The following is a 24,710-nucleotide window of genomic DNA, read 5'->3' as shown; positions in this document are numbered from 1 at the left end:
TCATATCAATGATGGAGTTTTCTAATGGCGTGGAATGAGCCTGGAAATAACAACAACGGCGATAATAACGGCCGCGATAACGACCCTTGGGGTAAGAATAATAATCGCGGCGGCCGAGATCAAGGACCGCCAGATCTAGACGAAGTGTTTAGTAAACTAAGTCAAAAGTTAGGTGGCAAGTTTGGTAAAAAGGGTGGTAGCGGTAACGGACCATCTATTGGTGGTGGCGGTGCAATTGGCTTTGGTGTCATTGCCGTTATTGCGATTGCTATCTGGTTCTTCGCTGGTTTCTACACCGTTGGCGAAGCAGAAAGAGCAGTAGTACTTCGATTGGGTCAGTTCGACCGTATCGAAGAGCCTGGTCTTAACTGGCACCCACGCTTCATCGATGAAATCAAAGATGAGCAACTAGTAAACGTTCAAGCGATTCGTTCTCTACGTGCTGCTGGCACGATGCTAACGAAAGATGAAAACGTTGTGACCGTTGAAATGGGTGTTCAATACCGTGTTTCTGACCCATACAAGTACTTGTATCGTGTAACGAATGCAGACGACAGTTTACGCCAAGCAACCGATTCTGCGCTTCGTGCGGTAATTGGTGACTCACTAATGGATAGTATCCTGACAAGTGGTCGTCAACAGATTCGCCAAAGCACTCAAGAAACGTTGAACCGTATTATTGATAGCTACGACATGGGTATTCTGATTGTTGATGTGAACTTCCAGTCAGCACGTCCACCTGAGCAAGTGAAAGATGCATTTGATGATGCTATCGCGGCTCGTGAGGATGAAGAGCGTTTCGAGCGTGAAGCTGAAGCTTACCGAAATGACATTCTTCCAAAAGCAACAGGTCGTGCTGAGCGTTTGAAGAAAGAAGCGGTGGGTTACTCAGAGCGCACAGTTAATGGTGCTCTAGGTCAAGTGGCTCAGTTCGAGAAACTGCTACCTGAATACCAAGCAGCTCCTGAAGTAACACGTAACCGTATGTACCTTGATACAATGGAAAAAGTGTACTCAAGCACATCGAAAGTCCTGATTGATTCTGAATCAAGTGGTAACTTGCTATACCTACCTATTGATAAGCTAGGCGCACAAAGTGGTTCTCAGCCGGGCACTCGCCCTGCAAAAGCATCATCAACTTACGATCAAATTGAGTTAGAAACTCAAGCGGATCCAAAGTCTAGCACTCAAACTCGTTCAGACAGTTCACGTCAAGGGAGATACTAATAATGCGTAAATTAATGATCCCTGTATTAGTTGTGACGATTGCCCTTTTATTGATGTCACTATTTGTGATTCAAGAAGGCGAACGTGGCATGGTAATTCGTTTTGGTCGAGTTCTCGATGACAACGGCGTATCACGAATCTATGAACCAGGCCTGCACTTTAAACTGCCTATGTTTGATCGCGTAAAAGTGCTTGATGCTCGTATTCAAACGATGGATGGTCGTTCTGACCGTTTCGTAACGTCAGAGAAAAAAGACGTTCTAATTGATACCTACGCAAAATGGCGTATTGCTGATTTTGGACGTTTTTATCTGAGTACAGGCGGCGGCAACATCATGACGGCAGAAGCACTTCTTGAGCGTAAAGTGACAGATGTTCTTCGTTCTGAAATTGGTTCTCGTGAAATTAAGCAGATCGTATCAGGCCCTCGTAATAAGGACATCCTGCCAGACTCTGCTGATAGCGAAGTCGTCACAACGGTAGCGGCTGCAGAAGCACTAGAAGTTGATGGCGAACGCGATAAGATCATGGAAAACGTTTTGTCTGGAACGGCAGAAAGTGCGATGGCTGATTTAGGTGTTGAAGTTGTTGATTTCCGAATGAAGAAGATTAACCTTCCTGACGAAATCAGTGAATCTATCTACCGCCGTATGCGTGCAGAACGTGAGTCGGTTGCTCGTAGACACCGTTCACAGGGTCGTGAGAAAGCGGAAGTTATCCGTGCTCAAGCTGAGCTAGAAGTGGCAACAGTTCTTGCTGAAGCTGACCGTACAGCTCGAATCACTCGTGGTGATGCTGATGCAGAAGCAGCGAAGATTTACTCTGATGCGTTCAGCAAAGATCCTGAGTTCTATGGCTTTATGCGTTCACTGCAAGCTTATGAGACATCATTTAGCGATAAGAGCGACATTCTAGTACTGGATCCGAAGACTGACTTCTTCCAATACATGAATCAAGCAAGCGGCGCTCCAGCAAAATAAGCTGATGCGTTAGCGAATGCTTAGCTCAATAAGCAAAATACGTTAAAACTTAAAAGGCTCCCATTGCGGGAGCCTTTTTGTTTTCTATGACTTATTTCAGGACGAGACATGTTTACGGATTCGCTATTGGGGCGCGAAAGAAGGCGCTTAACAGAGTGGTACTTATAAACAGATTAGTACTTATAGGAACCTAGCGGTAGGTCATGAAAGCGATAACGGCGCCAGCGACCACAAGACAACCGCCAATGCGTCGCAGTTGCGTGTCGGGTTGTTCGCTCAGTTGCGCGACCATGTTTCTCCAGCCATTGGGTGCAATCAAAGGGCCGAGCCCTTCAACAATAAGTACGAGCCCAATAGCGAGCCAAATTGATTGAGACATGCTTCTGCCTTTTGTCTGTAAAAACGCAATGATATCAGCATCTTTACACATTCGCCTTCAGTTACGGGTGGTTTATTTCTGTACAGCATTAACGTTTATGAACAAAAAGTGACTGCAAGAAGTGTGATTCAGTGCTAGAATCCATTTTTAATTAGCAACAGAAATTGGAAAGATGGGAAATAACGTAGTCGTTCTAGGCACCCAATGGGGTGATGAAGGTAAAGGTAAAATCGTTGACCTTTTAACTGAAGATGCAAAATACGTGGTTCGCTACCAAGGCGGTCACAATGCAGGTCACACTCTTGTAATTGACGGTGAAAAAACCGTTCTTCACTTAATTCCATCAGGCATCCTACGTAATAACGTTAAATGTGTTATTGGTAATGGTGTAGTGTTATCGCCTGACGCACTTCTAAAAGAAATGAAGCCTCTTGAAGATCGCGGTATCCCAGTACGTGAACGTCTTTTCATTTCTGAAGCTTGTCCTCTAATTCTTCCGTACCACATTGCAATCGACAACGCGCGTGAAATCGCTCGTGGCGCTAAAGCTATCGGTACAACAGGTCGTGGTATCGGTCCTGCTTACGAAGATAAAGTTGCTCGTCGCGGTCTACGCGTTGGCGACCTTTTCGATAAAGAAGCATTCGCTGAGAAGCTAAAAGAAGTTATGGAATTCCACAACTTCCAACTAGAGCACTTCTACAAAGCTGAAACAGTAAGCTACGAAGAAGTTCTTGAGCAAGCGATGAGCTACGCAGACATGTTAACTGCGATGGTTATCGACGTAACTGACGAACTAGACGCAGCACGTAAGCGCGGCGACAAGATCATGTTCGAAGGTGCTCAAGGTACGCTACTAGATATCGACCACGGTACTTACCCATACGTAACGTCTTCTAACACGACTGCTGGTGGTGTTGCTGCAGGTTCTGGTTTCGGTCCTCGTCATATCGGTTACATCCTTGGTATCACTAAGGCTTACTGTACTCGTGTTGGTTCAGGTCCATTCCCAACTGAGCTATACGATGGCCTTGAGAAGCAAGACCCAGTTGGTAAACACCTAGGCGATGTTGGTCACGAGTTTGGCGCAACAACGGGTCGTCTACGTCGTACTGGTTGGTTCGATGCTGTTGCTATGCGTCGTGCAATCCAAATCAACTCTCTATCTGGTATGTGTCTAACTAAACTAGACGTTCTAGATGGCCTAGAAGAGCTAAAAATCTGTACTGGTTACAAGATGAAAGATGGTTCTATCCTAGAAGTTTCTCCAATGGCTGCTGAGTCATTTGAAGAAGCAACGCCAATCTACGAAACAATGCCTGGTTGGTCTGAAAACACATTTGGTGCTAAATCTATCGACGCGCTTCCACAAGCTGCTCTAGATTACATCAAGCGTATCGAAGACCTAACTGGTGTTCCAATTGATATCGTATCAACTGGCCCAGATCGTAACGAAACTATCATCAAGGTTCACCCATACGGCGCATAATGCCCGTTGAGTGATTACCACAGCACAAATCGTACTGTGGTAATTAAAGTACTTTGCTAGTTAAAGTGCTCTGATAATGAAATAGTTTTCTAAAAGCCGACTTTATTAAGTCGGCTTTTTAATACCTGCAATGTGGCTACGCACTCTTTGATGGTGATATTTTAAGCGTCATCAGGCAAAATATTGCCCATTAGCGGCAAGTTTTGTCTAAAGCCGTCAGGGTTATTGCCGATACAGATATCATGGAAAGTGAAGTTCACCCTATTTTGGGGCTTGTAGAGATTGTCTGCATCCACCAAGAGATAACTTTAGCGACAGATAATAGAGTGCAGGTATGAAGCTACGAATTGTGGCAGCTTCATTGATAATGGCGCTGAGCTCACCCTTGAGTCATGCAAATTTGGCTGAAGTGGGAGAGCCTGTTCCAATATACACAGAAGCTGAACTGATTAAGTTAATCGAAAATAATCAACATCTTGAGCGTGTGAAAGCGGATAAGTGCCAACTAGTGGAAGACATCGTTGCGCGTGCAACGCGTATTAGTTTGCCTTCTTATGAGTTTTTATACGGCGATATGTTGGCGTGGGGCGTGTGTGTTCCACAAGATGTAGAGCTTGGCCTTTACTATATGGAAAACGCGGCACATCAAGGTTTGCCAGCTGCGCTAGAACAGCTAGGGCGTTATTACTCTCGTGGTACTTTGGTACAACAAGACAAAGAGCGCGCGATTCCGTATTTACGTGAAGCCGCCTCTATGGGGAACCTAAGTGCGAGTATTCACTTAGCGGAACTCTTGCTGCGTGATTACGGTAGCCCGTTAGATTATGAAGATGCTTACCGTTGGTTGTATAACTCGGTAACGGCTGATCAAAGACAACACAAACGCATCACTGTGCTTCGTAGCGGTTTAGAACAGAGAATGCCAGACAATATTATTGCACGAGCAAAACGTCGAGACGTGTTCTGGTAAGAGCGATTATTGAATGAGCGTTGATGATTAATGACTGCACTCGTTAATGATTGACCTACATTAAAAAGGCCTCATAGGTATATACCTATGAGGCCTTTTTTGATTTAACCGCTGTCTCGATTTACCCGCTTTTTAGAGTTAACAGAAAGCGTAGCGAATGAGTTGGAGTCGTTATTGAACTACTTCACCAGACTCAATCACCGTTTCACGAACAATTTTGGTGAAGTCGAGTGCTTCTTGGCGGATTTTATCTTCGTCTACCGTTAACATGTCGCGGTCTTGCATGATTATCTTGCCATCGACAATGGTGTGGCGAACGTTGCCAGAGTTAGCTGAGTACACTAATGCAGAGTATGGGTTGTAGACAGGTACCATGTTCGGAGCCTTAGTATCGATTACTATGATGTCGGCTAGCTTACCCGCCTCAAGAGAACCGATCTTATCTTCCATGTGTAGCGCTTTTGCTGCGCCCATTGTCGCCATGTCGATCACTTTGATCGGCGGCATTGCAGCACGATCTTTATTAACCAGTTTGTGAACTTTAGCCACTTGGTTGAACTCATCAATGGTGCTCAGTGTGTTACCTGACATTGGACCATCAGTACCTAGACCAATACGCACGTCTTCGTCATACATCTTAAGTGCTGGTGATACGCCTTTTGCTGATTTGATGTTAGCACTCATGTTATGAGCGACACCCATATCTGACTTTTTCACCAGTTCGATATCATGGTCATCAACCAAGATCATGTGTGCACCCACCAAGTTTTTGTTGAGTGCGCCAATGCTGTCCATGTATTGAACTGGGGATAGGCCTTCTGAGCGCTCGGCGATTTTCTCTTCTTCGCGGTGCGATTCAGCAAGATGAATCATCACAGGTACATCTAACTCTAGAGAGAGCTTGGAAATTTTCTGCAGGATCTCAGTCGTATTTGTGTAAGGCGCATGTGGGGCAAACGCTGGGGTGATACGCGGGTGATCTTTGTATTCTTCAATGAAGTTCAATGCGTACTTAATGCCCTCTTCGGCGTTGGCTGCGTCAGCGACTGGGAACTTAATCACGGTTTCACCAAGAATGGCACGCATACCGATCTTATCGACGGTTTTCGCTACTTCATCTTCAAAGTAGTACATGTCGGCGTAAGTGGTTACACCGCCTTTTACCATTTCGACGTTACCTAGGTTAGCACCAATACGTACCATGTCGCGTGACACCAACTTCTTCTCTAATGGGAAGATGTAGCGGTGCAGGCGATCAGGCACATCATCGGCTAGTGAGCGGAAAACCGTCATTGATACGTGAGTATGAGTATTGATGAGACCTGGCATAACGATGTCACCATCCACATCGAGTACTTGCTTAGCTTGGTATTGCTTCTCTAATGAAGCATCGCCTACCGCAATGATCTTATTGTCTTTCACGACAACAGTGCCGCTTTCATAAACCGTTTTGTCTTGATTCATGGTGAGAACCATCGCATCGGTAATCATTAGATCGGCTTTTTCCATCGCTGAACTTGCAAATGGAAATAGAGCGAGGCTTGCCATTGCTGAAGCCAGTAGGGTGCGTTTTAATTTCATATCAATACTCAGAACAGGAGTTGGTAAAGTGTGTGGATAATAGTGTATTTCATTCATGCCGCAAACGTTTGTTTTATCGTTTGCTTCAAATTCTGATGATAAATGTGGTTGTGAAATAATGTTTCACAGCATGAAAATGGACGTCAATCTGAGGTTATTTTAGGCTTTTCCAAAGCATATCTGTAGGTTACCTCTAGCATCAGATATACTAGGGGTATATACATTCCTTGCTTAAGCAGGCCCGCCTATGTCAAAAAACACACCAATGCCAGAAAACACGACAGCGACAACCACTGTTGACCCTTTTGCCGACCGAGAGTCGAAAAATTACGAAAACCCAGTACCAAGCCGAGAGTTCATTATTTCGTTCCTAACAGAAGCGAATATTCCAATGAACCGTAATGACCTATTCGAAGCTTTGGGTCTTGCTGGAGAGGAGCAATATGAAGGGCTGCGTCGTCGTTTACGTGCAATGGAGCGTGATGGACAGCTAATCTTTACTCGTCGTCAGTGCTATGCATTACCTGAGAAGATGGAACTGATTAAAGGCTATGTGATCGGTCATAAAGACGGTCATGGTTGGGTTCGCCCAGATGGCAGTGTAGGTAAAGATAACGATATCTTGTTGCCGCATCATCAGATGAAAACCATCATGCACGGGGATTACGTGTTGGCTCAGCCGACTGATAACAGTAAGCGTGGTCGTCGTGAAGGTCGTTTAGTGCGTGTTCTTGAAGAGCGCAAAACGCCACTGGTTGGTCGCTTCTTCCTAGAATACGGCCATTCTTATGTGGTTGCTGATGATTCACGTATTAGTCATGATATTCAGATCCCTACTGAGCATAAAGGCGGTGCTCGAATGGGTAATGTGGTTGTGATTGAAATTACGGATCGCGGTGGTCGTTCTCGTAACATGATGGGTAAAGTCACTGAAGTTCTTGGTGAGAACATGGCGCCGGGTATGGAAACGCAAATTGCGATCCGTACTCACCAGATCCCACAAGAGTGGCCTGAAGCGGTAGATAAGCAAATCGAAAACCTTGGTGAGCATGTTCCTGAGGAAGCAAAAGAAGGACGTGTTGATCTGCGTAAACTGCCATTAGTTACCATTGATGGTGAAGATGCACGTGACTTCGATGATGCCGTTTACTGTGAAGCGAAGAAAGGCGGAGGCTGGCGCCTATGGGTAGCGATTGCTGACGTAAGTTACTACGTTCGCCCTGATACAGCGCTAGACAAAGAAGCGATTAACCGTGGTAACTCGGTATACTTCCCGTCACAAGTGGTGCCAATGCTGCCAGAAGTCCTTTCTAACGGCTTATGTTCACTGAACCCTCAAGTCGACCGTTTATGTATGGTGTGTGAGATGACTATCTCAGACAAAGGTAAACTGTCGGGCTACAAGCACTACGAAGCAGTAATGAATTCTCATGCTCGTCTTACTTACAATAAAGTAGGCGCAATCTTAGATGGCAATGAAGAACTTCGCGAGCGTTACGAGCCAGAAGTACCGCATCTTGAAGAACTGCATAAGATGTACAAAGTACTTAAGAAAACGCGTGATGAGCGTGGTGCGATTGAGTTTGAAACGGTCGAAACGAAATTCATCTTCAATGCGGATCGTAAGATCGACCGTATTGAACCAGTAATCCGTAACGATGCACACAAGATCATCGAAGAATGTATGATTCTTGCGAACATCGCATCGGCATCTTACGTAGAAAAAGCGAAAGAGCCTGCTCTGTACCGTGTTCACGATACTCCGGGCGAAGAGCGCTTAATGGGCTTCAAGAGCTTCTTAAGTGAATTAGGTTTAACACTGGAAGGTGGCCTGTCGCCATCTCCAGTAGACTACGCACAACTGATGCAACAGATTAACGAGCGTGAAGATCGTGAGTTAATCCAAACTATGCTGCTGCGTTCAATGAAGCAAGCGGTATATAACGCGGATAACGCGGGTCACTTTGGTTTAGCACTTAAACGCTACGCTCACTTTACCTCGCCGATTCGTCGTTACCCTGACTTGTTATTGCACCGTGCGATTAAGTACCTTATTGCGAAAGAAGGTGGGCGTAACAGCGAACGTTGGACGCCTACCGGTGGTTACCACTACACGTTCGATGATATGGACTTCTACGGTGAGCAGTGTTCAATGACTGAGCGTCGTGCTGATGACGCAACGCGTGAAGTAAACGACTGGTTGAAGTGTGAATACATGCAAGACCATGTCGGTGAAGTGATGGATGGCGTGATTGCCAACGTGACTGGCTTCGGTTTCTTTGTGCGTCTAACTGAACTGCACATCGATGGTTTAGTACATATCTCAGCGCTAGCGAATGATTACTACCAATTCGATGCTGTTGGTCAGCGTTTAGTCGGTGAAAGCTCAGGTAATATCTATCGCTTGGGTGATTCGGTTAAAGTGAAAGTTTCTGCCGTTAATTTAGAAACTCGTCAAATCGACTTCGATCTAGAAGACACCGATCGTCAGCCACGCGGCAAAGGTAAAACAGCCAAGAAGCGTGCTGCAGAAGCGATGAAAAAGGCGAAAAGTAAGAAGCGTTCAGCGGTGAAGAGCAATCAGCCAGGCGTTTCTGCGAAACCTTTAGTTGAACCGACTAAGCGACCAGATGGCAGTAGCGAAAGTTCAACTAAGAAAAAGTCGTCGAATAAAACCGGTGCGGCTAAGGCGCGAGCTAAGAAAAAGCGTACAGCAAGCCGTAAGCCAAAGGCTGACAAGTCTTAAAGCTTTTTGGGTTACAAGGGTTAGCCTTTAACTGATTAAATGCGAGAGTATCAGGCGGAAGATGCATGCTCTCGAAATAAACAATACAGAGATGGATGCATCGGGTTTGATGTCGTTCATCTCTGAGCAATAAGAGTAATTTGAGACAATGAGTAACGAATTTATTTACGGTATTCACGCGGTGAAAGCCGTACTAGAAAAAGATCCTGCGCGCTTTATCGAAGCTTATGTATTGAAGGGCCGCCAAGACGAGCGTCTTCTTCCATTACTGAACCAACTGCAGCAGTTTGGTGTGTCGATTCAACAGATGGGTCGTAAGCCGCTTGATGAAAAATCACAAGGCGCGAATCACCAAGGCATTATCGCTAAGGTGAAACCTGCTAAGCAGCTTAATGAAACTCACCTAGACGACATCCTAGCGCAGCACGAACAACCGTTACTGTTGGTTCTAGATGGTGTAACAGATCCGCACAACCTAGGCGCTTGTCTGCGTAACGCAGATGCGGCGGGTGTTGCTGCGGTTATCGTACCGAAAGACCGTTCTTCGCCTTTAACGGCAACGGTTAGCAAGGTAGCGTGTGGTGCGGCTGAAACGGTTCCTCTAGTACGTGTAACTAACCTTGCTCGTACTATGCGTGCATTGCAAGAACAAGGCGTATGGTTCGTAGGTACAGCCGGCGAAGCAACGCATGATATCTACCAAGCGAAACTAACAGGCCCACTTGCAGTTGTGATGGGAGCCGAAGGTGACGGTATGCGTCGTTTAACTCGTGAAACTTGTGATGATCTGATTAAGATTCCAATGGCAGGTAGCGTATCGAGCTTAAATGTTTCTGTGGCGTCGGGTATTTGCCTGTTCGAAGCGGTAAGACAGCGTTTAGCTCAGTAATGCGTTAACGCTGCTTTAAGTCTATGAATTTATTAGCGCTCACCACTTACTGGTGGGCGTTTCTTTTTAGGCTGTTATAGCAAAATCCATCGGTTTGTCGGATGGCTAGATGGCGACAGAAAAACTGTTTCATTATTCACCAAATAGCGCTTGCCAATACCGGGTTCTTTCTATAACATTTGCCGTCCTTAAAACTCGGTCATTTATCTTTAGTTCCTTGCTTCCTCTGGACGACCGGGCCACTCGTGGAAGCTAATAATCCGTAAGGAGCAACCAAATGCGTCATTACGAAATCGTATTCATGGTTCACCCTGATCAAAGCGAGCAAGTTGCTGGCATGATCGAGCGTTACACTGGTTCTATCACTGAAGCTGGCGGTACTATCCACCGTCTAGAAGACTGGGGTCGTCGTCAAATGGCTTACCCAATCAACAAGCTTCACAAAGCTCACTACGTTCTTATGAACGTTGAAGCTGGTCAAGAAGTGATTGACGAGCTAGAAACTGCTTTCCGTTTCAACGATGCAGTTCTACGTAACATGATCATGCGCACTAAAGGCGCTGTGACTGAGCAATCTATTATGCTTAAGCAAAAAGAAGAGCGTGCAGAGCGTGCTCCTCGTCGCGAAGAGCGTACAGAAGCTAAACCAGAAGCAGCTGCTGAGTAATTCTTTTTTGGCTTAATGCCTTAAAAAATTCTCAACTTGTTTAAGGTCATTGATAGTTATTTCGATAATTGTGAAAGACCGCTTTACTAAATTTAAGATCAGGAGATAGCCCATGGCTCGTTTCTTCCGTCGTCGTAAATTCTGCCGTTTCACTGCAGAAGGCGTACAAGAGATTGACTACAAAGACGTAGCAACTCTTAAAAACTACATCACTGAAGCTGGTAAAATCGTACCTAGCCGTATCACTGGTACAAGCGCTAAGTACCAGCGTCAACTAGCTCGCGCTATCAAGCGTTCTCGTTACCTAGCTCTACTACCGTACACTGACAAGCATCAGTAATCGGTAATAGTTAATAATAGTTTAAGAGGACTAAGATAATGCAAGTTATTCTACTTGATAAGATCGGTAACCTAGGTGGCCTTGGCGACCAAGTAAACGTTAAATCTGGTTACGCTCGTAACTTCCTTATCCCACAGGGTAAAGCAGTTATGGCAACTAAAGACAACGTTGCTATGTTCGAAACTCGTCGTGCTGAACTAGAAGCTAAAGTTGCTGAGCAACTAGCTGCTGCTGAAGCTCGTGCAGAGAGCGTTAACACTCTAGAAGGCGTTACAATCGCTTCTAAAGCTGGTGACGAAGGTAAACTATTCGGTTCTATCGGTACTCGTGACATCGCTGACGCTATTACAGCGGCAGGTGTTGCAGTAGCTAAGAGCGAAGTACGCCTACCTGAAGGCGCTCTACGTAACATCGGCGAATTCGAAGTAAGCATCCAACTTCACTCTGAAGTTTTTGCTACTGCGAAAATCGCTATCGTTGCAGCTGAGTAATTTCAGTACCAAGACGAATTCTTTCTTTTGAAAGCTTTAAACACCAGCTTCGGCTGGTGTTTTTTTATGTCTGGAATATAGGAAAAGGTAAGAGAGGGTTACATTAGGTTAAAAGTCTACTATGATCCAAAAGCTCTGATGGCTGAACAACCAGCCATGGAATTAGAATTGAAAGAGTAGGTTAATCGACAGCACAGAGTCTTCTTTGCTTAATCCTTCAGGAACTTTGTCGTGGTATTGACGAGAGTGAGCGATCTTCAGCGCGATATTGTCAGTGATATCATTGATGGCTTCTAATTCGGTATCAAACTTAAGGTTGCTGTGACCAGACACTAACGTCACGTCCGCTTTAAACTGCAAGTTCTTCAACACCTGCCATGATGTATTCACATTGCCACGGAAAATCGCTTCTTCAACAATTTCAGGAAAGATGATGTCATCGTCGTCTAGTTCATCGAGATTCGGTTCTTGATAACGAAAACCCGGCCCGACTTCCACTTCCAAAACAAACTCTTCGGTATTCGAAAACTGATAACCCAGACCACTCGAAACGGTATAGTCCTTAAAGTAAGCACTGTATCGTGAATCAACACCTTTGAAGCTGCCGTAAAGGTAGGTTTTAGGACTTAACTTGTAGTCACTCTGAGCCGAGTAAGTCGATTGCCTTTTATCTTCCTCACCATCTTTATAGAGATTGTAGTATTTCCATTCGCCACTGGTTCTATGACGACCAGCTGTATACTCACCGTTCAGGCGTGCGTTAAGCGATCGTGAATCCGAATTACCAGTATGCGACTGATATCCAAATTCGACCTCAGTCTTTAGTGGGTTAGGCAGCTCTGTATCAGCCGTATCACTTGGTGCGATATCCAACTCTTTTTCTTCAGGTGTCGGTGCAACGACGATCGGCTCAGCTGTAGTTTCTGGTACTACTATAGAGTCGAGAATAGAATCAACAGAGGCTTTAGTATCATCAGCTAAGGCCAACGGAGTGCTCAGGAGACCGATGCTTAGAAGACTAGAGCTCAGAAGACCAGTGCTCAGAGCCAATAATTTGGACACGCATACCCCAGTTATACAGTGAATGAATGGAAGGATCGTAATGCTACCCTTGGTTAATTCCGTCAGCAATAAGTAAATTCTTTCTGAAGAATAAAACAAACTCATAGGATCGGATTACAAATGGATGTTCTTGGGTATAATGAACGATCATTATTAGTTATTGAGTGTAGTCATAGTGGATACCAAAAGTCAGAAATCAGCCAACGATCAGGTGGACGCCATCAAGGTCCCGCCACATTCATTAGAAGCTGAGCAATCTGTTATTGGCGGTTTGTTATTGGATAACGAACGCTGGGATACAGTTGCCGAAAAGGTTGTGGCCAAAGACTTTTATAGTCGTCCTCACCGTCTGATCTTTGAAGCGGTAAAAGATATCCTTGAAGAAAGTTCTCCTTTGGATCTTATTACACTCTCTGAACATCTAGAGCTGCGTGAGCAACTTGAAGAAGTGGGTGGCTTTGCTTACCTTGCTGACCTAGCTAAAAATACCCCAAGTGCGGCGAACATTAACGCTTACGCGGATATCGTGGCACAACGTGCGTTGGTACGTAGTCTGATTGGTGTTGCGAATGAGATTGCTGATTCTGGTTACGATCCTCAAGGTCGTACATCGGAAGAGCTTGTTGATCTGGCTGAGAGTAAGGTCTTTGCGATTGCAGAAGGTCGAGCAAGTGAAAACGAAGGTCCACAAAACGTTGATAGTATTCTAGAGAAGACTCTGGAACGAATCGAGATCCTATATAAAACACCACAAGATGGTGTGACTGGTGTCGATACTGGCTTTAACGACCTCAATAAGAAAACAGCAGGCCTACAAGGTTCTGACTTAATTATTGTCGCCGCTCGTCCATCGATGGGTAAAACCACGTTTGCGATGAACTTGTGTGAAAACGCGGCGATGAAGCAAGATAAGCCAGTGTTAATCTTCTCGTTAGAGATGCCAGCTGAACAGCTAATGATGCGTATGCTTGCGTCACTTTCTCGCGTAGACCAAACCAAGATTCGTACCGGTCAATTGGACGATGAAGATTGGGCTCGTATCTCGTCGAGTATGGGTATTCTGATGGATAAGAAGAATATGTATATCGATGACAGCTCGGGTCTGACACCAACAGAAGTACGTTCTCGTGCTCGACGTATTGCTCGTGAGCATGATGGTATTTCCATGATCATGATAGATTACCTTCAATTAATGCGTGTACCTTCGTTATCTGATAACCGTACTCTTGAAATCGCCGAGATTTCTCGCTCATTGAAAGCGCTCGCAAAAGAGCTCAACGTTCCGGTTGTTGCACTTTCTCAGCTTAACCGTTCCCTAGAGCAACGTGCTGATAAGCGTCCAGTAAACTCGGATTTGCGTGAATCAGGTTCGATTGAGCAAGATGCCGATTTGATCATGTTCATCTATCGTGATGAGGTTTATAACCCAGACAGTTCATTGAAAGGCATCGCTGAGATTATCCTGGGTAAGCAGCGTAACGGCCCGATCGGTTCGGTTCGTCTGACATTCCAAGGGCAACACTCCCGATTTGATAACTATGCAGGCCCTGCATTTGATGATGAGTAATCGCTAATGACTTACATGAAAGCGGCGACGGCGAGCATTGACTTAAACGCGCTCGAACATAACCTGAACCAGATAAAGTCGAAAGCGCCTCAGTGCAAGGTAATGTCCGTTGTGAAAGCGAATGGCTACGGACACGGCTTACTGCATATCGCTAAGCATTCAAAAAGTTCTGATGCTTTTGGTGTGGCGCGTATTGAAGAAGCATTACAACTTCGTGCTGGTGGCATAGTTAAACCTATTTTGTTGCTGGAAGGCTTTTACTCTTCGGGTGACTTACCCATTCTAGTAACCAATAACATTCAAACCGTGGTGCATTGTGAAGAGCAATTAAGCGCGCTAGAGAATGCCGATTTGGAAACACCTGTTGTGGTATGGTTAAAAGTCGACAGTGGTATGCATCGTTTAGGTGTTCGTCCTGAGCAATACCAGAACTTTGTTGAGCGTTTGCATCAATGCCCAAATGTGGCAAAGCCATTGCGCTACATGAGCCATTTTGGATGTGCTGACGAGTTAGATAGAAGCACAACAGTTGAGCAGACTGAGCTTTTCTTATCTCTTACCGACGGTTGTGAAGGGGAGCGTTCACTTGCGGCCTCTGCAGGTCTATTAGCTTGGCCTGATAGTCATCTTGATTGGGTTCGCCCCGGAATCATCTCTTATGGTGTTTCTCCGTTTGTTGATAAATCAGCGCAAGAGCTGGGCTTTTTGCCGGTGATGACTCTGACTTCACACTTAATTGCGGTTCGTGATGTGAAGGCTGGTGAGAGTGTAGGTTATGGTGGTAACTGGACCAGTGAGCGTGATACCAAGGTTGGTGTTATCGCAATTGGTTACGGCGATGGTTATCCTCGCACTGCACCTAACGGCACCCCAGTATTCGTTAATGGTAGAAAAGTACCAATCGCAGGGCGTGTCTCCATGGATATGCTAACGGTTGACCTTGGTCCTGATGCTACGGATAAAGTGAGTGACGAAGCGACGCTTTGGGGTAAAGACTTACCCTCAGAAGAAGTGGCTGAACATATCGGCACTATCGCTTACGAACTCGTGACTAAACTGACGTCTCGCGTGGCGATGGAATACGTAAAATAGATATGTTCAAGCGAACTTCTCGATACTGGTTAATGTCTGCAATGGCAGTAACTGGTGTCAGCTTTTCTTCTTCTGTTCTAAGTAAAGAAAAAGACTCCGCTTTTGTTCCTTTCTATTTCAGTACTGAAACCATGGGCAATACCTTTGGGGTTGCTGGTGTCGCAAAGGGCGTTTGGCAACCTCAAGCGGCTCTGTTTGGTATGGCTTTGTATTCAGACAAAGACAGCTATGTCGGTTTTCTATCGGCCTTTAATTATGCCTTGTCTGAGAATATCTTGTTTAGTACTCAGATGTACCAAGCGCGCTTCAACGACAATCCTTATTATATTGGCTCTCAAGGCGATAACGATTCATCTATCGATGACAAAACTATAGTTGATGGCTTAGAGCAGAATTATCAGTTTGAATTTAAGTATCTGCTGCCTTGGGGCAATGTTGCAGAGCATGGCTTACTCGGCGCGTTTCAACCAATCAAAGAGGTCAGTTTTGCTTCGCCAGTCGAATCGGGTGTCAGTTCGATTTTATTTACGCCTTTTTATACTGCTCGTGAGCTAGAAGGTTTAAATAATACTGAAGAGGCGACCGGTTTTAGTTTGGCGTTCGATTGGGATAATCGTGATAGCACACGTAACCCAACCAAAGGATCTCATACCAACCTTGAGTTCACTACGGGCGCTGAAAGTTGGTCTAACGACGATTTGTGGCTGAAATGGACTTTTCAAAACAGTCAGTACTTCGCTTTAGGTCCTCTAGGAGACTTGTTCGACCAACAAGTTGTGGCACTCGATTTCTATACTGCTGATACACCAACCTGGGATAACTGTTCTGGGCAGGATTGTGCTCGTCCACCGGAAACAGAACAAGCTCGATTGGGTGGTTTGTATCGTTTACGTGGTTATACCGGAGGTCGATATCATGGGCGATCTGCTGTTCACTATTCTGCAGAGTATCGAGTGCTCCCAGATTGGCAGCCACTCGGTGATATTCCGCTGATCAACTACTACGACCTGCCTTGGTGGCAATGGGTTGCATTCGCCGAAGTAGGGCGTGTGGCTGATGAGTACGATATCAAAGAATTGCACACCGATATGAAATGGAGCTTAGGCGGCGCGGTTCGTTTTCAAGTGGAAGGCATTGTTGTTCGTGCCGAATTAGCGCGAGGCGGTGATGAAGGGACCTTTAGGGTTATGATAAACCAGCCCTTCTAAAGCTTTCGGCTTACAGTAGGCCAAATACTATCTTGATAAGAGCGGTCGTGGAAACACACCACTCTTTTTGTATTAAAAAGGCACTGTTTTTATTAATAAAATCTTGCTTTCAAATAGTCTACTCACCTTGAATAGTCGCAATCACTGTGCGGCTGCCACCACAATCACGGTGTTCACCCAAGTATATTCCCTGCCATGTTCCCAAAGCTAAACGACCGTTGGTTATCGGAATTGTCACACTGGTGCCAAGTGTCGATGCTTTAATATGAGCAGGCATGTCATCATCACCTTCATAGGTGTGTCTGTAATAAGCGGCTCGCTCGGGTACGAACTTATTGAAGTGTGATTCCATGTCGCGGCGAACCGTCGGATCGGCGTTCTCATTGAGTGTGAGGCTGGCAGAAGTATGTTGAAGAAAAAGATGTAATAAACCAACAGATAGAGAATTGATATCGTTTATCTGTTGTTCAATTTCATCAGTAATGAGATGAAATCACGCTTTCTTGCATTTAGCAAAATCGGCGTAAACCATCGCCCGATGAGGGCGGTGATATAAGCCGAAGGTGCGATAGCACTTTAAGATAGACAGACTCAATCCGCCCTGTATATACTGTGTATTAATACAGTTGAGAGTTTTTGATGTTAAGAGCAACCAAAGTACGCGTTTACCCAACAGAAGATCAGGCTGAGTTTTTAATAGCTCAGTTTGGTGCTGTGCGTTTTGCGTATAACAAAGCTCTGCATCTCAAATCTCATATGTACCGCAAGCATGGTGCTACATTGAATCCCAAAAAGGATATTAAGCCACTGCTCGCGGTTGCCAAGAAGTCACGAAAATACCAATGGCTTAAACAATATGATTCAATTGCCTTGCAGCAATCAGTCATCAACCTACACACGGCTTTTGATAACTTCTTCAATCCCAAGTTAAGAGCTAAATACCCAAACTTTAAACGCAGACATGGCAAGCAATCCAGCTACCATTGTGTTGGTGTTAAGGTTCTTGATGGTGCTATTAAACTACCCAAGATGAAGCCAGTTAAAGCCAACATCCATCGTGGGATTATTGGTAAGGTTAAAAGTATCACTCTCAGTTTGAGTAAAACAGGTAAGTTTTATGCGTCCATCCTTGTGGATGATGGCCTTGAAGCTCCTACTTTGATTCACTCAATCGATAAAGTTACTGGTATTGATTTGGGATTGTCACACTTTGCAATTCAGTCGAACGGCAAGAAAGAGGCTAACCCACGATTTGTAAAGCGTGCTGAGAAGAATCTCAGACGTAAACAGAAACAGTTTTCACGCAAGGTCAAAGGTAGCGCAAACAGAGCTAAAGCTCGCTTGCGTGTCGCAAAGTGCCACGAAAAAACAGCGAACGCTCGCGCTGATTTCCAACATAAACTATCTCGAACACTCGTAGACAAAAACCACGCTGTGATTGTAGAGACACTGAAATCAGCCAATATGATGAAAAACCGCAAACTAGCCAAACACATAGCCGATGCCTCATGGCATAGCTTTGTTGTTAAATTGGAGTATAAGTTGAAAGAGAAAGGCAAGCATCTTGTTAAACTCGATCAGTGGTACGCCAGCTCTAAAAGATGCCATTGTTGCGGTCATAAAATGGAAGAAATGCCGCTATCAGTTCGCAAATGGGATTGTCCCTCTTGTGGCGTTACAGATATAGATCGGGATCTAAATGCCGCTCTTAATATCCGTGATAAAGGCCTTCTAGAATTAAAGGCGGCTGGACAGTCGTTTCTGCTTATGGAAGCTGCGTAAGACTCGATACTATCGAGCATTGGCTAACGAAATAAGAAGCATCGCCCAACGGGCGGTGAGTAGTCACGTGTATAGTCTTCTGAATCCACATACGCCATCCTTTATAATGTGTTTGGAAAAAAAGTGGTTTAACGCTATCTTTTGAACTTGAATTTATCAGCTATCGCTCACATTTAATTATGTTAGAGCCTGAGTCAGCATCGATCTCTCTATCAGGAAATCGAATCCTGATTTATCTCAAGGTGGCGCTCTTCATATACGGCATAATACGTCGTGAAAAAAAATTACAAAGAATCTTTCAGTGGTGATGCGGTCTGGTCATCATAGAAAAATATAAACTTTCGCCTAATCGGGGGTTCTATTCATCACTTAGGTGACGTCTAGAATAAAACCTACAGTAATATCGGGATAGATACCATGTTGAAAAATATCAACCCAACGCAAACACAAGCGTGGAAAGCTCTAACTGCACATTTTGAGTCTGCTCAAGATATGGATATGAAAGAACTATTTGCTCAAGATGCAAAGCGTTTCGAGAGCTTTTCTACTCGTTTCGGTTCGGACATCTTAGTGGATTACTCTAAGAACCTTATCGACGCTGAAACGATGCAGCACCTATTTGCTCTTGCAAATGAGACTGAAGTTAAGTCTGCAATTGAAGCTATGTTTAGCGGTGATGCAATCAACAAGACTGAAGGTCGTTCAGTACTTCACACTGCTCTACGTAACCGTAGCGATAAGCCAGTAATGGTTGATGGCAAAGACGTAATGCCAGCAGTTAATGCAGTACTAGCAAAAATGGAACTGTTCACACACCGTATCGTTTCTGGTGAGTGGAAAGGTTACACAGGTAAAGAGATCACTGATGTTGTCAACATCGGTATCGGCGGTTCAGACCTTGGTCCATACATGGTGACTGAAGCACTAACGCCATACAAAACGCGTCTAAACATGCACTTTGTTTCGAACGTAGATGGCACTCACATTGTTGAGGCACTTAAGCCTCTGAATCCAGAAACAACGTTATTCTTAGTGGCATCTAAAACATTTACCACTCAAGAAACAATGACGAACGCGCACTCTGCACGTGATTGGTTCTTGGCTGAAGCCGGTGACAACGCGCACGTTGCTAAACACTTCGCTGCACTATCAACTAACGCAACTGCGGTCGCTGAGTTTGGTATTGATACTGACAACATGTTCGAATTCTGGGACTGGGTTGGTGGTCGTTACTCACTATGGTCTGCGATTGGTCTGTCTATCTCTCTTTCTATCGGCTTCGATAACTTCGTTGAGCTATTAGATGGTGCTCATGAGATGGATAACCACTTTGCTTCAACTGAATTTGAAAGCAACATTCCTGTTATCCTTGCGCTTATCGGCGTTTGGTACAATAACTTCCACGGCGCTGAGTCAGAAGCGATTCTACCTTACGATCAGTACATGCACCGTTTTGCGGCTTACTTCCAACAAGGCAACATGGAATCGAATGGTAAATTCGTTGACCGTGACGGTAACCCAGTAGAATACCAAACTGGTCCTATCATCTGGGGTGAACCAGGTACAAACGGTCAGCACGCTTTCTACCAACTGATTCACCAAGGCACTAAGCTGATCCCATCAGACTTTATTGCTCCTGCTATCAGCCACAACCCAGCATCTGATCACCACCAGAAGTTGATGTCTAATTTCTTTGCTCAAACTGAAGCGCTTGCTTTCGGTAAGACAAAAGAGATAGTAGAAGCTGAATTCCTAGCGGCAGGCAAAACAGCAGAAGAAGCAGCTGAACTTGCGCCTTTCAAAGTGTTTGAAGGTAACCGTCCAACGAACTCAATTCTTGTTAAGCAAATCACTCCTCGCTCTTTAGGTAACCTAATCGCGATGTACGAGCACAAGATTTTCGTTCAAGGCGTAATCTGGAACATCTTCAGCTTCGACCAATGGGGTGTAGAGCTTGGTAAGCAACTAGCAAACCAAATTCTTCCAGAGCTTGCTGACGATGCTCAAGTTACCTCTCACGACAGCTCAACAAACGGTCTAATCAATGCATTTAAAGCGCTTAAAGCTTAAGACTGTTTAAGTAACACCAAGTAATAACTGTAAACGCCAACCTTTCGGTTGGCGTTTTTTATGTCCGTTGATTTTACGGCAATAAAAAAGGCTGACGTATGTACGTCAGCCTTTTATTTTTTATTTACTCGATTGTCTCTATTCGAAACAGATCTCGATGAAGGCGTTACCCCACTGAGACGTGAAAGGCATGATGATAATAGCACCTTCACACTTATGACGAATGGTGTGGCCTTTGCCTGATACGACGATTGGCGTGGCCATGTCGAAATCAAAGCCGCTTTCTGCAAGAATACGTTTTGCACCACCAGTCACCATATTAGTGATTTCACCCACCATATCGGTCACTTCTTCGTTCAAGCCGTTTGGTCGTTCACCCAACATGTTTTCCATGATTTCAAGAGCGAGACCTTCATCGAAGGTGATCGACATTGAACCACGAGATTGTGTACCCACCATGCCAATTAGGCCGGATACATCACCACGAGCGATCTCATCTTTCTTAACTCTTGGTTTTTGTGGCTTTAATTCTAGAGAAGCCATCGTTTTTAATACGTTCATCAAAGAAGCTAAAAACGGGTTTACAAATTCAGCGCGCATAATGTTCTTCTATAATCTTATTCTTTCATATCGGAGGAGCAAGTTTGGCAAATGCCATGCGATTCAATGACTTGATTTGTCAATTGGAAACCGTGCTTCTCAGCGTTACTAGCGAGTAGAGTAACAAGCGCATCGTCTTGCAGTTCTACCACTGTGCCACATTTATCGCAGATCAGTAGTTGAGAGAAATGTTTATGGGCATTGCAAGAATAGCAGCATATAAAGCTATTGGTTGACTCAACTCGGTGAATGAAACCTTGTTCCAGCAAGAAATCCAAAGCGCGATAAACAGTAGGTGGCTTGGCTTGCGGTTCACTGACTTTCAACTGCTCTAATAATTCATAAGCACTGGAGGCTTTTTTATTAGAGAAAATGAGCTCAAACACTCGCTTTCTCTGAGGCGTTAATCTAACTCCTCGCGATGCGCATATCCCTTCAACTTGCTCTATTAATGTGTGGTCCAAATTTTTCACCATTCAATCGGACATCCCTATTCAAACCCTATTTCTATGTTACTACGTTTTGGGAGCCAATGATTTCTATTAAAGTCAGGTACAGAGCGTATTGTGACCTACGACTTTGAATAAGACAAGGTAACTCAAAATGACAGTGTGACTCAAGGCATAACTGATTAGTGAGGCTGAATTAGAGGTTTGGTGAATAGGTTTAAATAAAAAGTGTGAGGTAAAGTTCATATAGCACAAACTGGGCATAGCATTTACAATAGCCGACCTTGCTTTTGCTGGGTATTCCAGCATATTTTTTTGACTCGCTACCAGGGTACTTTACCATGACACATTCATGTAGATTGTCTGTCGCTCCAATGCTCGATTGGACTGACCGCCACTGTCGTTACTTTCACCGTTTGCTTTCTCAGCAGACTCTTCTGTACACGGAAATGGTAACAACAGGCGCGATCTTACATGGTAAGGGCGACTTTCTAGAATACAACGAGCAAGAACATCCTCTTGCGCTTCAACTCGGCGGTTCAAACCCGGTTGATCTTGCTGCTTGTGCCAAACTTGCTGGTGAGCGTGGTTACGATGAAGTAAACCTAAATGTAGGTTGTCCTTCAGATCGAGTTCAGAATGGTCGCTTTGGTGCGTGCTTAATGGCTGAACCTGAGCTGGTGGCAGATTGTGTGTCTGCGATGAAAGAAGTCACTGATATTCCAATTACCGTGAAAACACGTATTGGTATCGACGACCAAGACTCTTATGAGTTTTTAACTAAGTTTGTTTCGACGGTTTCTGAAAAAGGCGGCTGTGAGCAATTTACTATTCATGCTCGTAAAGCATGGTTGAGTGGTCTTAGCCCGAAAGAGAACCGAGAGATTCCACCGCTAGATTACGATCGTGCATACCAAATCAAGAAAGACTTCTCTGATCTTGTGATTGCAGTGAATGGTGGCGTTACTACTCTTGAACAAACTAAAGAGCACTTGCAACACCTTGATGGTGTGATGATCGGCCGTGAGGCTTACCATAGCCCGTTTATCTTGGCTGAAGTCGATCAGCAGATCTTTGGTTTAGACACGCCGATCAAGAAGCGCTCACAAGTGGTTGAAGAAATGTACCCGTACATTGAACGTGAGCTTTCAAATGGTGCAAGCTTAGGACACATCTCTCGTCATATGCTTGGTTTGTTCCAAAGCATGCCGGGCGCAAGACAATGGCGTCGCTACATCAGTGAAAACGCACATAAGAAAGGTGCAGGTATCGAAGTGATGCAGACAGCATTGGCTAAGATCCCTAAAGAGCTAAACGTATAACCTCCCTCGAGGTGAGAAGTTCGAGCTTAAAAGCCCAAGCTGAAAACCAAGCTTAAAAAGTTAAGCTTAAAAACCTAAGGCTAAATTCGCCACTAGAGGCTAAATTTGCCATTGATAGTTTCTTTAAAAGCCACGCATTTAGATGTGTGGCTTTTTATTTATCTGATAAGTAAGGGTTTTATTGATTTCACTAACTTGGTATGGAAGCTGCTATGTTAGATAGTAGGAAAGATAGGTCATTAACTCATTAGGGAGACCATTATGTTTGAATTAATCTTTGTTCTTATTTTCGTCGCAACTCTACTTGTCACTGGTATCACGTTTATGACGGTATTGGCTGCAACCGGAATCGCGTTAGCCGTTATGTTGGTCTTAGGTATGATGGGGGTTGTGTTTAAGTTGCTGCCTTGGTTAATTGTGATTGCATTGGGTATCTGGTTTTTCAAAAACTTTGTACACAGTTCTAACCAAAGACGTTACTAAGGTCATGGTGTCGTCAAATCTTTGATCGTCATCGGTTTATCGTTTGAGAATTTAAGATGTGTGATAGAATTTTCCTCAATAATCTATGAATGTGCATACAATTAGCACAACGATATGGAATTGGAGCTATCTCAAATGAATAAAATGCCATTAATTGCTTTAGTGGGAATGCTATCTTTAAGTTCGGCAGTGTCTGCTGAAGAAGAGTTTTCTTACACGGCTAAAGTCGGTGCCGATATGTGGTGGGGAAGTACAAAGCTAAACGAAGTTAGACAGAGCGATGATTCTAATTCTCCTTCGTTGTATTTCGCATTTGAGCATAATGCCCCAATGCTACCAAACGCTAGTTTTCGCTACACCTCTGTTGATGCGGATTCATTGGCCTTCGATAAGTACGATTACACCTTCTATTACACATTGTTAGATCATAAGCTAATGAACTTTGACGCGGGTGTGACATTTACTCAGTACTCGAACTCTAACTATATTGAACCAAAAGCTACTGATGCAAAAACATCAACCTTTGATGAGTCAACTTGGAGTTTCTACGGCAACGCAGAGATCAATGTTCCTGATACCAACTTCGATATCATTGGTACGATGGAGTTCGGTGATAGCAGTGGCATCAAGAGTACTGACTTGATGGCGGGTGTTCAGTACCGAATTCCTGTATCAGAATCTGAGATTGCCTTGCGTGGTGGTTACCGTGTTATCGATCTAGACTCGGATGAGTTTTTTAGCTCTGAACTAGGCAAGAGCTTTGTTATGTTTGACGGTTGGTTCGCAGGCGCTGAAGTGCGTTTTTAGGCTACTAAAGCTAATTTTAAAGAGCATCTAAAACGAATTTTAGGAACGCCACTTTGTTAAGTGGCGTTTTTTATATCTATTGGTTATATATCTTTCTGGAATTAGTTAGCACATTCGTCACTTTCGACCATCCTTACTACAGAGTTCTAATTAGCGTCTATTCTTATAAGGTCTATGTTGTGAGGTCAAAGCAAGGGATGGTGTATGACACTCAATGAATTAAGAAACTTATATAGAGAAAACTTGTTAGTTGAAGCGATCATAGAGCCCTCAATTCAAGAAGGGTCTTGGGTTGTGGAGTTTCGCCATATGGGAGGTGGCTTTGTTCTGCTCACAGATGTCCATGGTGAAGAGTGCCATTATGCAGATTTAGATCTGGCTTCTAAGTCGGCAATGGCGGTTGGCTTTCAGCAAGTGCGCATTGAAAATCAGTAAGTCAATTTATGGTTCAATCGGTTTTTACTTCCAAAAAGTTATAAAACATACTTTTCTATTCTTTCTTGTTATTA

24 protein-coding genes are annotated in these 24,710 nt (G+C 44.4%); 18 read left to right on the top strand and 6 right to left on the bottom strand.

Annotation, left to right across the window (positions count from 1 at the left end):
• Positions 1–24: 24 nt before the first annotated feature.
• Together hflK and hflC are read left to right on the top strand one after the other, a co-directional pair.
• Positions 25–1,227, top strand: coding sequence for an FtsH protease activity modulator HflK (hflK, locus tag OCW38_RS13320; RefSeq protein WP_261894407.1), 1,203 nt, complete (start codon positions 25–27; stop codon positions 1,225–1,227).
• A 2-nt stretch (positions 1,228–1,229) separates the two neighbouring features.
• Entirely contained in the window at positions 1,230–2,207 is a 978-nt protein-coding gene (gene hflC / locus OCW38_RS13315; protein WP_010434102.1) for a protease modulator HflC, read from the top strand.
• 190 nt (positions 2,208–2,397) lie between these two features.
• On the opposite strand, the gene OCW38_RS13310 is transcribed toward hflC, so the two are convergent.
• Positions 2,398–2,586 carry a DUF2065 domain-containing protein gene (locus OCW38_RS13310; protein ID WP_010434105.1) on the bottom strand — a complete coding sequence of 63 codons (189 nt, stop codon included), beginning with the start codon at positions 2,584–2,586 and terminating at the stop codon, positions 2,398–2,400.
• A gap of 172 nt (positions 2,587–2,758) precedes the next feature.
• Between OCW38_RS13310 and OCW38_RS13305 the strand changes: the two genes are divergently transcribed.
• Both OCW38_RS13305 and motX read left to right on the top strand, forming a co-directional pair.
• Positions 2,759–4,075: an adenylosuccinate synthase gene (locus OCW38_RS13305; RefSeq protein ID WP_010434108.1), complete on the top strand. Its 1,317-nt coding sequence runs from the start codon at positions 2,759–2,761 to the stop codon at positions 4,073–4,075.
• A gap of 334 nt (positions 4,076–4,409) precedes the next feature.
• A complete protein-coding gene (gene motX, locus OCW38_RS13300) occupies positions 4,410–5,045 on the top strand; it encodes a flagellar protein MotX (RefSeq protein ID WP_010434109.1) in 636 nt (211 codons plus the stop codon).
• 171 nt (positions 5,046–5,216) lie between these two features.
• Here the strand turns inward: motX and OCW38_RS13295 are convergent, their stop codons facing one another.
• Positions 5,217–6,626 (bottom strand): amidohydrolase, encoded by a 1,410-nt coding sequence (locus OCW38_RS13295; protein ID WP_010434111.1) that lies wholly within the window; start codon positions 6,624–6,626, stop codon positions 5,217–5,219.
• Between the two features lie 247 nt (positions 6,627–6,873).
• On the opposite strand from OCW38_RS13295, the gene rnr reads away from it, so the two are divergent.
• The 5 genes from rnr to rplI all read left to right on the top strand — a co-directional run bounded on the left by rnr (position 6,874) and on the right by rplI (position 11,759).
• Entirely contained in the window at positions 6,874–9,372 is a 2,499-nt protein-coding gene (gene rnr / locus OCW38_RS13290; RefSeq protein ID WP_261894404.1) for a ribonuclease R, read from the top strand.
• 148 nt (positions 9,373–9,520) lie between these two features.
• Positions 9,521–10,261 (top strand): 23S rRNA (guanosine(2251)-2'-O)-methyltransferase RlmB, encoded by a 741-nt coding sequence (rlmB, locus tag OCW38_RS13285; protein ID WP_010434114.1) that lies wholly within the window; start codon positions 9,521–9,523, stop codon positions 10,259–10,261.
• Positions 10,262–10,538: 277 nt separating this feature from the next.
• Positions 10,539–10,928 (top strand): 30S ribosomal protein S6, encoded by a 390-nt coding sequence (rpsF, locus tag OCW38_RS13280; protein ID WP_004741278.1) that lies wholly within the window; start codon positions 10,539–10,541, stop codon positions 10,926–10,928.
• Positions 10,929–11,040: 112 nt separating this feature from the next.
• Entirely contained in the window at positions 11,041–11,268 is a 228-nt protein-coding gene (gene rpsR / locus OCW38_RS13275; RefSeq protein ID WP_000090472.1) for a 30S ribosomal protein S18, read from the top strand.
• Positions 11,269–11,306: 38 nt separating this feature from the next.
• Complete coding sequence (gene rplI / locus OCW38_RS13270; protein WP_010434182.1) at positions 11,307–11,759, top strand: 50S ribosomal protein L9; 453 nt, start codon at positions 11,307–11,309, stop codon at positions 11,757–11,759.
• Positions 11,760–11,921: 162 nt separating this feature from the next.
• On the opposite strand, the gene OCW38_RS13265 is transcribed toward rplI, so the two are convergent.
• Positions 11,922–12,821: a DUF481 domain-containing protein gene (locus tag OCW38_RS13265; RefSeq protein ID WP_261894398.1), complete on the bottom strand. Its 900-nt coding sequence runs from the start codon at positions 12,819–12,821 to the stop codon at positions 11,922–11,924.
• 175 nt (positions 12,822–12,996) lie between these two features.
• Between OCW38_RS13265 and OCW38_RS13260 the strand changes: the two genes are divergently transcribed.
• The 3 genes from OCW38_RS13260 to OCW38_RS13250 are packed head-to-tail and all read left to right on the top strand — an operon-like array spanning position 12,997 to position 16,688.
• Entirely contained in the window at positions 12,997–14,388 is a 1,392-nt protein-coding gene (locus tag OCW38_RS13260) for a replicative DNA helicase (RefSeq protein ID WP_016767560.1), read from the top strand.
• A gap of 6 nt (positions 14,389–14,394) precedes the next feature.
• Positions 14,395–15,480, top strand: coding sequence for an alanine racemase (gene alr, locus OCW38_RS13255; RefSeq protein WP_261894396.1), 1,086 nt, complete (start codon positions 14,395–14,397; stop codon positions 15,478–15,480).
• Between the two features lie 2 nt (positions 15,481–15,482).
• Entirely contained in the window at positions 15,483–16,688 is a 1,206-nt protein-coding gene (locus OCW38_RS13250) for a BamA/TamA family outer membrane protein (protein ID WP_261894394.1), read from the top strand.
• Positions 16,689–16,806: 118 nt separating this feature from the next.
• Here OCW38_RS13250 and OCW38_RS13245 read toward each other — a convergent pair whose 3' ends face one another.
• Positions 16,807–17,172 (bottom strand): secondary thiamine-phosphate synthase enzyme YjbQ, encoded by a 366-nt coding sequence (locus tag OCW38_RS13245; protein ID WP_261895675.1) that lies wholly within the window; start codon positions 17,170–17,172, stop codon positions 16,807–16,809.
• 155 nt (positions 17,173–17,327) lie between these two features.
• Here OCW38_RS13245 and OCW38_RS13240 point away from each other — a divergent pair, with 155 nt between their 5' ends.
• Together OCW38_RS13240 and pgi are read left to right on the top strand one after the other, a co-directional pair.
• Positions 17,328–18,470 carry an RNA-guided endonuclease InsQ/TnpB family protein gene (locus tag OCW38_RS13240; RefSeq protein ID WP_261894392.1) on the top strand — a complete coding sequence of 381 codons (1,143 nt, stop codon included), beginning with the start codon at positions 17,328–17,330 and terminating at the stop codon, positions 18,468–18,470.
• 417 nt (positions 18,471–18,887) lie between these two features.
• Positions 18,888–20,540: a glucose-6-phosphate isomerase gene (gene pgi, locus OCW38_RS13235; protein ID WP_261894390.1), complete on the top strand. Its 1,653-nt coding sequence runs from the start codon at positions 18,888–18,890 to the stop codon at positions 20,538–20,540.
• Between the two features lie 138 nt (positions 20,541–20,678).
• On the opposite strand, the gene OCW38_RS13230 is transcribed toward pgi, so the two are convergent.
• Both OCW38_RS13230 and zur read right to left on the bottom strand, forming a co-directional pair.
• A complete protein-coding gene (locus tag OCW38_RS13230) occupies positions 20,679–21,140 on the bottom strand; it encodes a chemotaxis protein CheX (RefSeq protein ID WP_004735847.1) in 462 nt (153 codons plus the stop codon).
• A gap of 17 nt (positions 21,141–21,157) precedes the next feature.
• Positions 21,158–21,616, bottom strand: a complete 459-nt coding sequence (zur, locus tag OCW38_RS13225; protein WP_261894388.1) for a zinc uptake transcriptional repressor Zur — start codon at positions 21,614–21,616, stop codon at positions 21,158–21,160.
• 314 nt (positions 21,617–21,930) lie between these two features.
• Between zur and dusA the strand changes: the two genes are divergently transcribed.
• From dusA to OCW38_RS13205, 4 genes are all read left to right on the top strand, one after another.
• Positions 21,931–22,911, top strand: coding sequence for a tRNA dihydrouridine(20/20a) synthase DusA (dusA, locus tag OCW38_RS13220; RefSeq protein ID WP_010434217.1), 981 nt, complete (start codon positions 21,931–21,933; stop codon positions 22,909–22,911).
• A 261-nt stretch (positions 22,912–23,172) separates the two neighbouring features.
• On the top strand, positions 23,173–23,394 hold the full coding sequence (gene pspG, locus OCW38_RS13215) for an envelope stress response protein PspG (protein ID WP_010434219.1): 222 nt from the start codon (positions 23,173–23,175) through the stop codon (positions 23,392–23,394).
• 135 nt (positions 23,395–23,529) lie between these two features.
• Positions 23,530–24,201: a TIGR04219 family outer membrane beta-barrel protein gene (locus OCW38_RS13210; RefSeq protein ID WP_261894385.1), complete on the top strand. Its 672-nt coding sequence runs from the start codon at positions 23,530–23,532 to the stop codon at positions 24,199–24,201.
• Positions 24,202–24,405: 204 nt separating this feature from the next.
• On the top strand, positions 24,406–24,636 hold the full coding sequence (locus OCW38_RS13205; RefSeq protein WP_004735813.1) for a hypothetical protein: 231 nt from the start codon (positions 24,406–24,408) through the stop codon (positions 24,634–24,636).
• Positions 24,637–24,710 lie beyond the last annotated feature (74 nt).

This window comes from Vibrio cyclitrophicus, from assembly GCF_024347435.1.
Lineage (GTDB): Bacteria > Pseudomonadota > Gammaproteobacteria > Enterobacterales > Vibrionaceae > Vibrio > Vibrio cyclitrophicus.
This window is presented reverse-complemented; position numbering and strand designations above follow the sequence as displayed.

Excerpts from the sequence above, each read along its gene's own strand:
- motX (WP_010434109.1), top strand. The coding sequence starts at position 4,410 with ATGAAGCTACGAATTGTGGCAGCTTCATTGATAATGGCGCTGAGCTCA.
- pspG (WP_010434219.1), top strand. The coding sequence starts at position 23,173 with ATGTTTGAATTAATCTTTGTTCTTATTTTCGTCGCAACTCTACTTGTC.
- hflC (WP_010434102.1), top strand. The coding sequence starts at position 1,230 with ATGCGTAAATTAATGATCCCTGTATTAGTTGTGACGATTGCCCTTTTA.
- pgi (WP_261894390.1), top strand. The coding sequence starts at position 18,888 with ATGTTGAAAAATATCAACCCAACGCAAACACAAGCGTGGAAAGCTCTA.
- rplI (WP_010434182.1), top strand. The coding sequence starts at position 11,307 with ATGCAAGTTATTCTACTTGATAAGATCGGTAACCTAGGTGGCCTTGGC.
- OCW38_RS13210 (WP_261894385.1), top strand. The coding sequence starts at position 23,530 with ATGAATAAAATGCCATTAATTGCTTTAGTGGGAATGCTATCTTTAAGT.
- alr (WP_261894396.1), top strand. The coding sequence starts at position 14,395 with ATGACTTACATGAAAGCGGCGACGGCGAGCATTGACTTAAACGCGCTC.
- OCW38_RS13240 (WP_261894392.1), top strand. The coding sequence starts at position 17,328 with ATGTTAAGAGCAACCAAAGTACGCGTTTACCCAACAGAAGATCAGGCT.
- OCW38_RS13205 (WP_004735813.1), top strand. The coding sequence starts at position 24,406 with ATGACACTCAATGAATTAAGAAACTTATATAGAGAAAACTTGTTAGTT.
- OCW38_RS13305 (WP_010434108.1), top strand. The coding sequence starts at position 2,759 with ATGGGAAATAACGTAGTCGTTCTAGGCACCCAATGGGGTGATGAAGGT.
- rlmB (WP_010434114.1), top strand. The coding sequence starts at position 9,521 with ATGAGTAACGAATTTATTTACGGTATTCACGCGGTGAAAGCCGTACTA.
- zur (WP_261894388.1), bottom strand. The coding sequence starts at position 21,616 with ATGGTGAAAAATTTGGACCACACATTAATAGAGCAAGTTGAAGGGATA.
- OCW38_RS13310 (WP_010434105.1), bottom strand. The coding sequence starts at position 2,586 with ATGTCTCAATCAATTTGGCTCGCTATTGGGCTCGTACTTATTGTTGAA.
- OCW38_RS13230 (WP_004735847.1), bottom strand. The coding sequence starts at position 21,140 with ATGCGCGCTGAATTTGTAAACCCGTTTTTAGCTTCTTTGATGAACGTA.
- dusA (WP_010434217.1), top strand. The coding sequence starts at position 21,931 with ATGACACATTCATGTAGATTGTCTGTCGCTCCAATGCTCGATTGGACT.
- hflK (WP_261894407.1), top strand. The coding sequence starts at position 25 with ATGGCGTGGAATGAGCCTGGAAATAACAACAACGGCGATAATAACGGC.
- OCW38_RS13250 (WP_261894394.1), top strand. The coding sequence starts at position 15,483 with ATGTTCAAGCGAACTTCTCGATACTGGTTAATGTCTGCAATGGCAGTA.
- OCW38_RS13295 (WP_010434111.1), bottom strand. The coding sequence starts at position 6,626 with ATGAAATTAAAACGCACCCTACTGGCTTCAGCAATGGCAAGCCTCGCT.
- rpsF (WP_004741278.1), top strand. The coding sequence starts at position 10,539 with ATGCGTCATTACGAAATCGTATTCATGGTTCACCCTGATCAAAGCGAG.
- rnr (WP_261894404.1), top strand. The coding sequence starts at position 6,874 with ATGTCAAAAAACACACCAATGCCAGAAAACACGACAGCGACAACCACT.
- rpsR (WP_000090472.1), top strand. The coding sequence starts at position 11,041 with ATGGCTCGTTTCTTCCGTCGTCGTAAATTCTGCCGTTTCACTGCAGAA.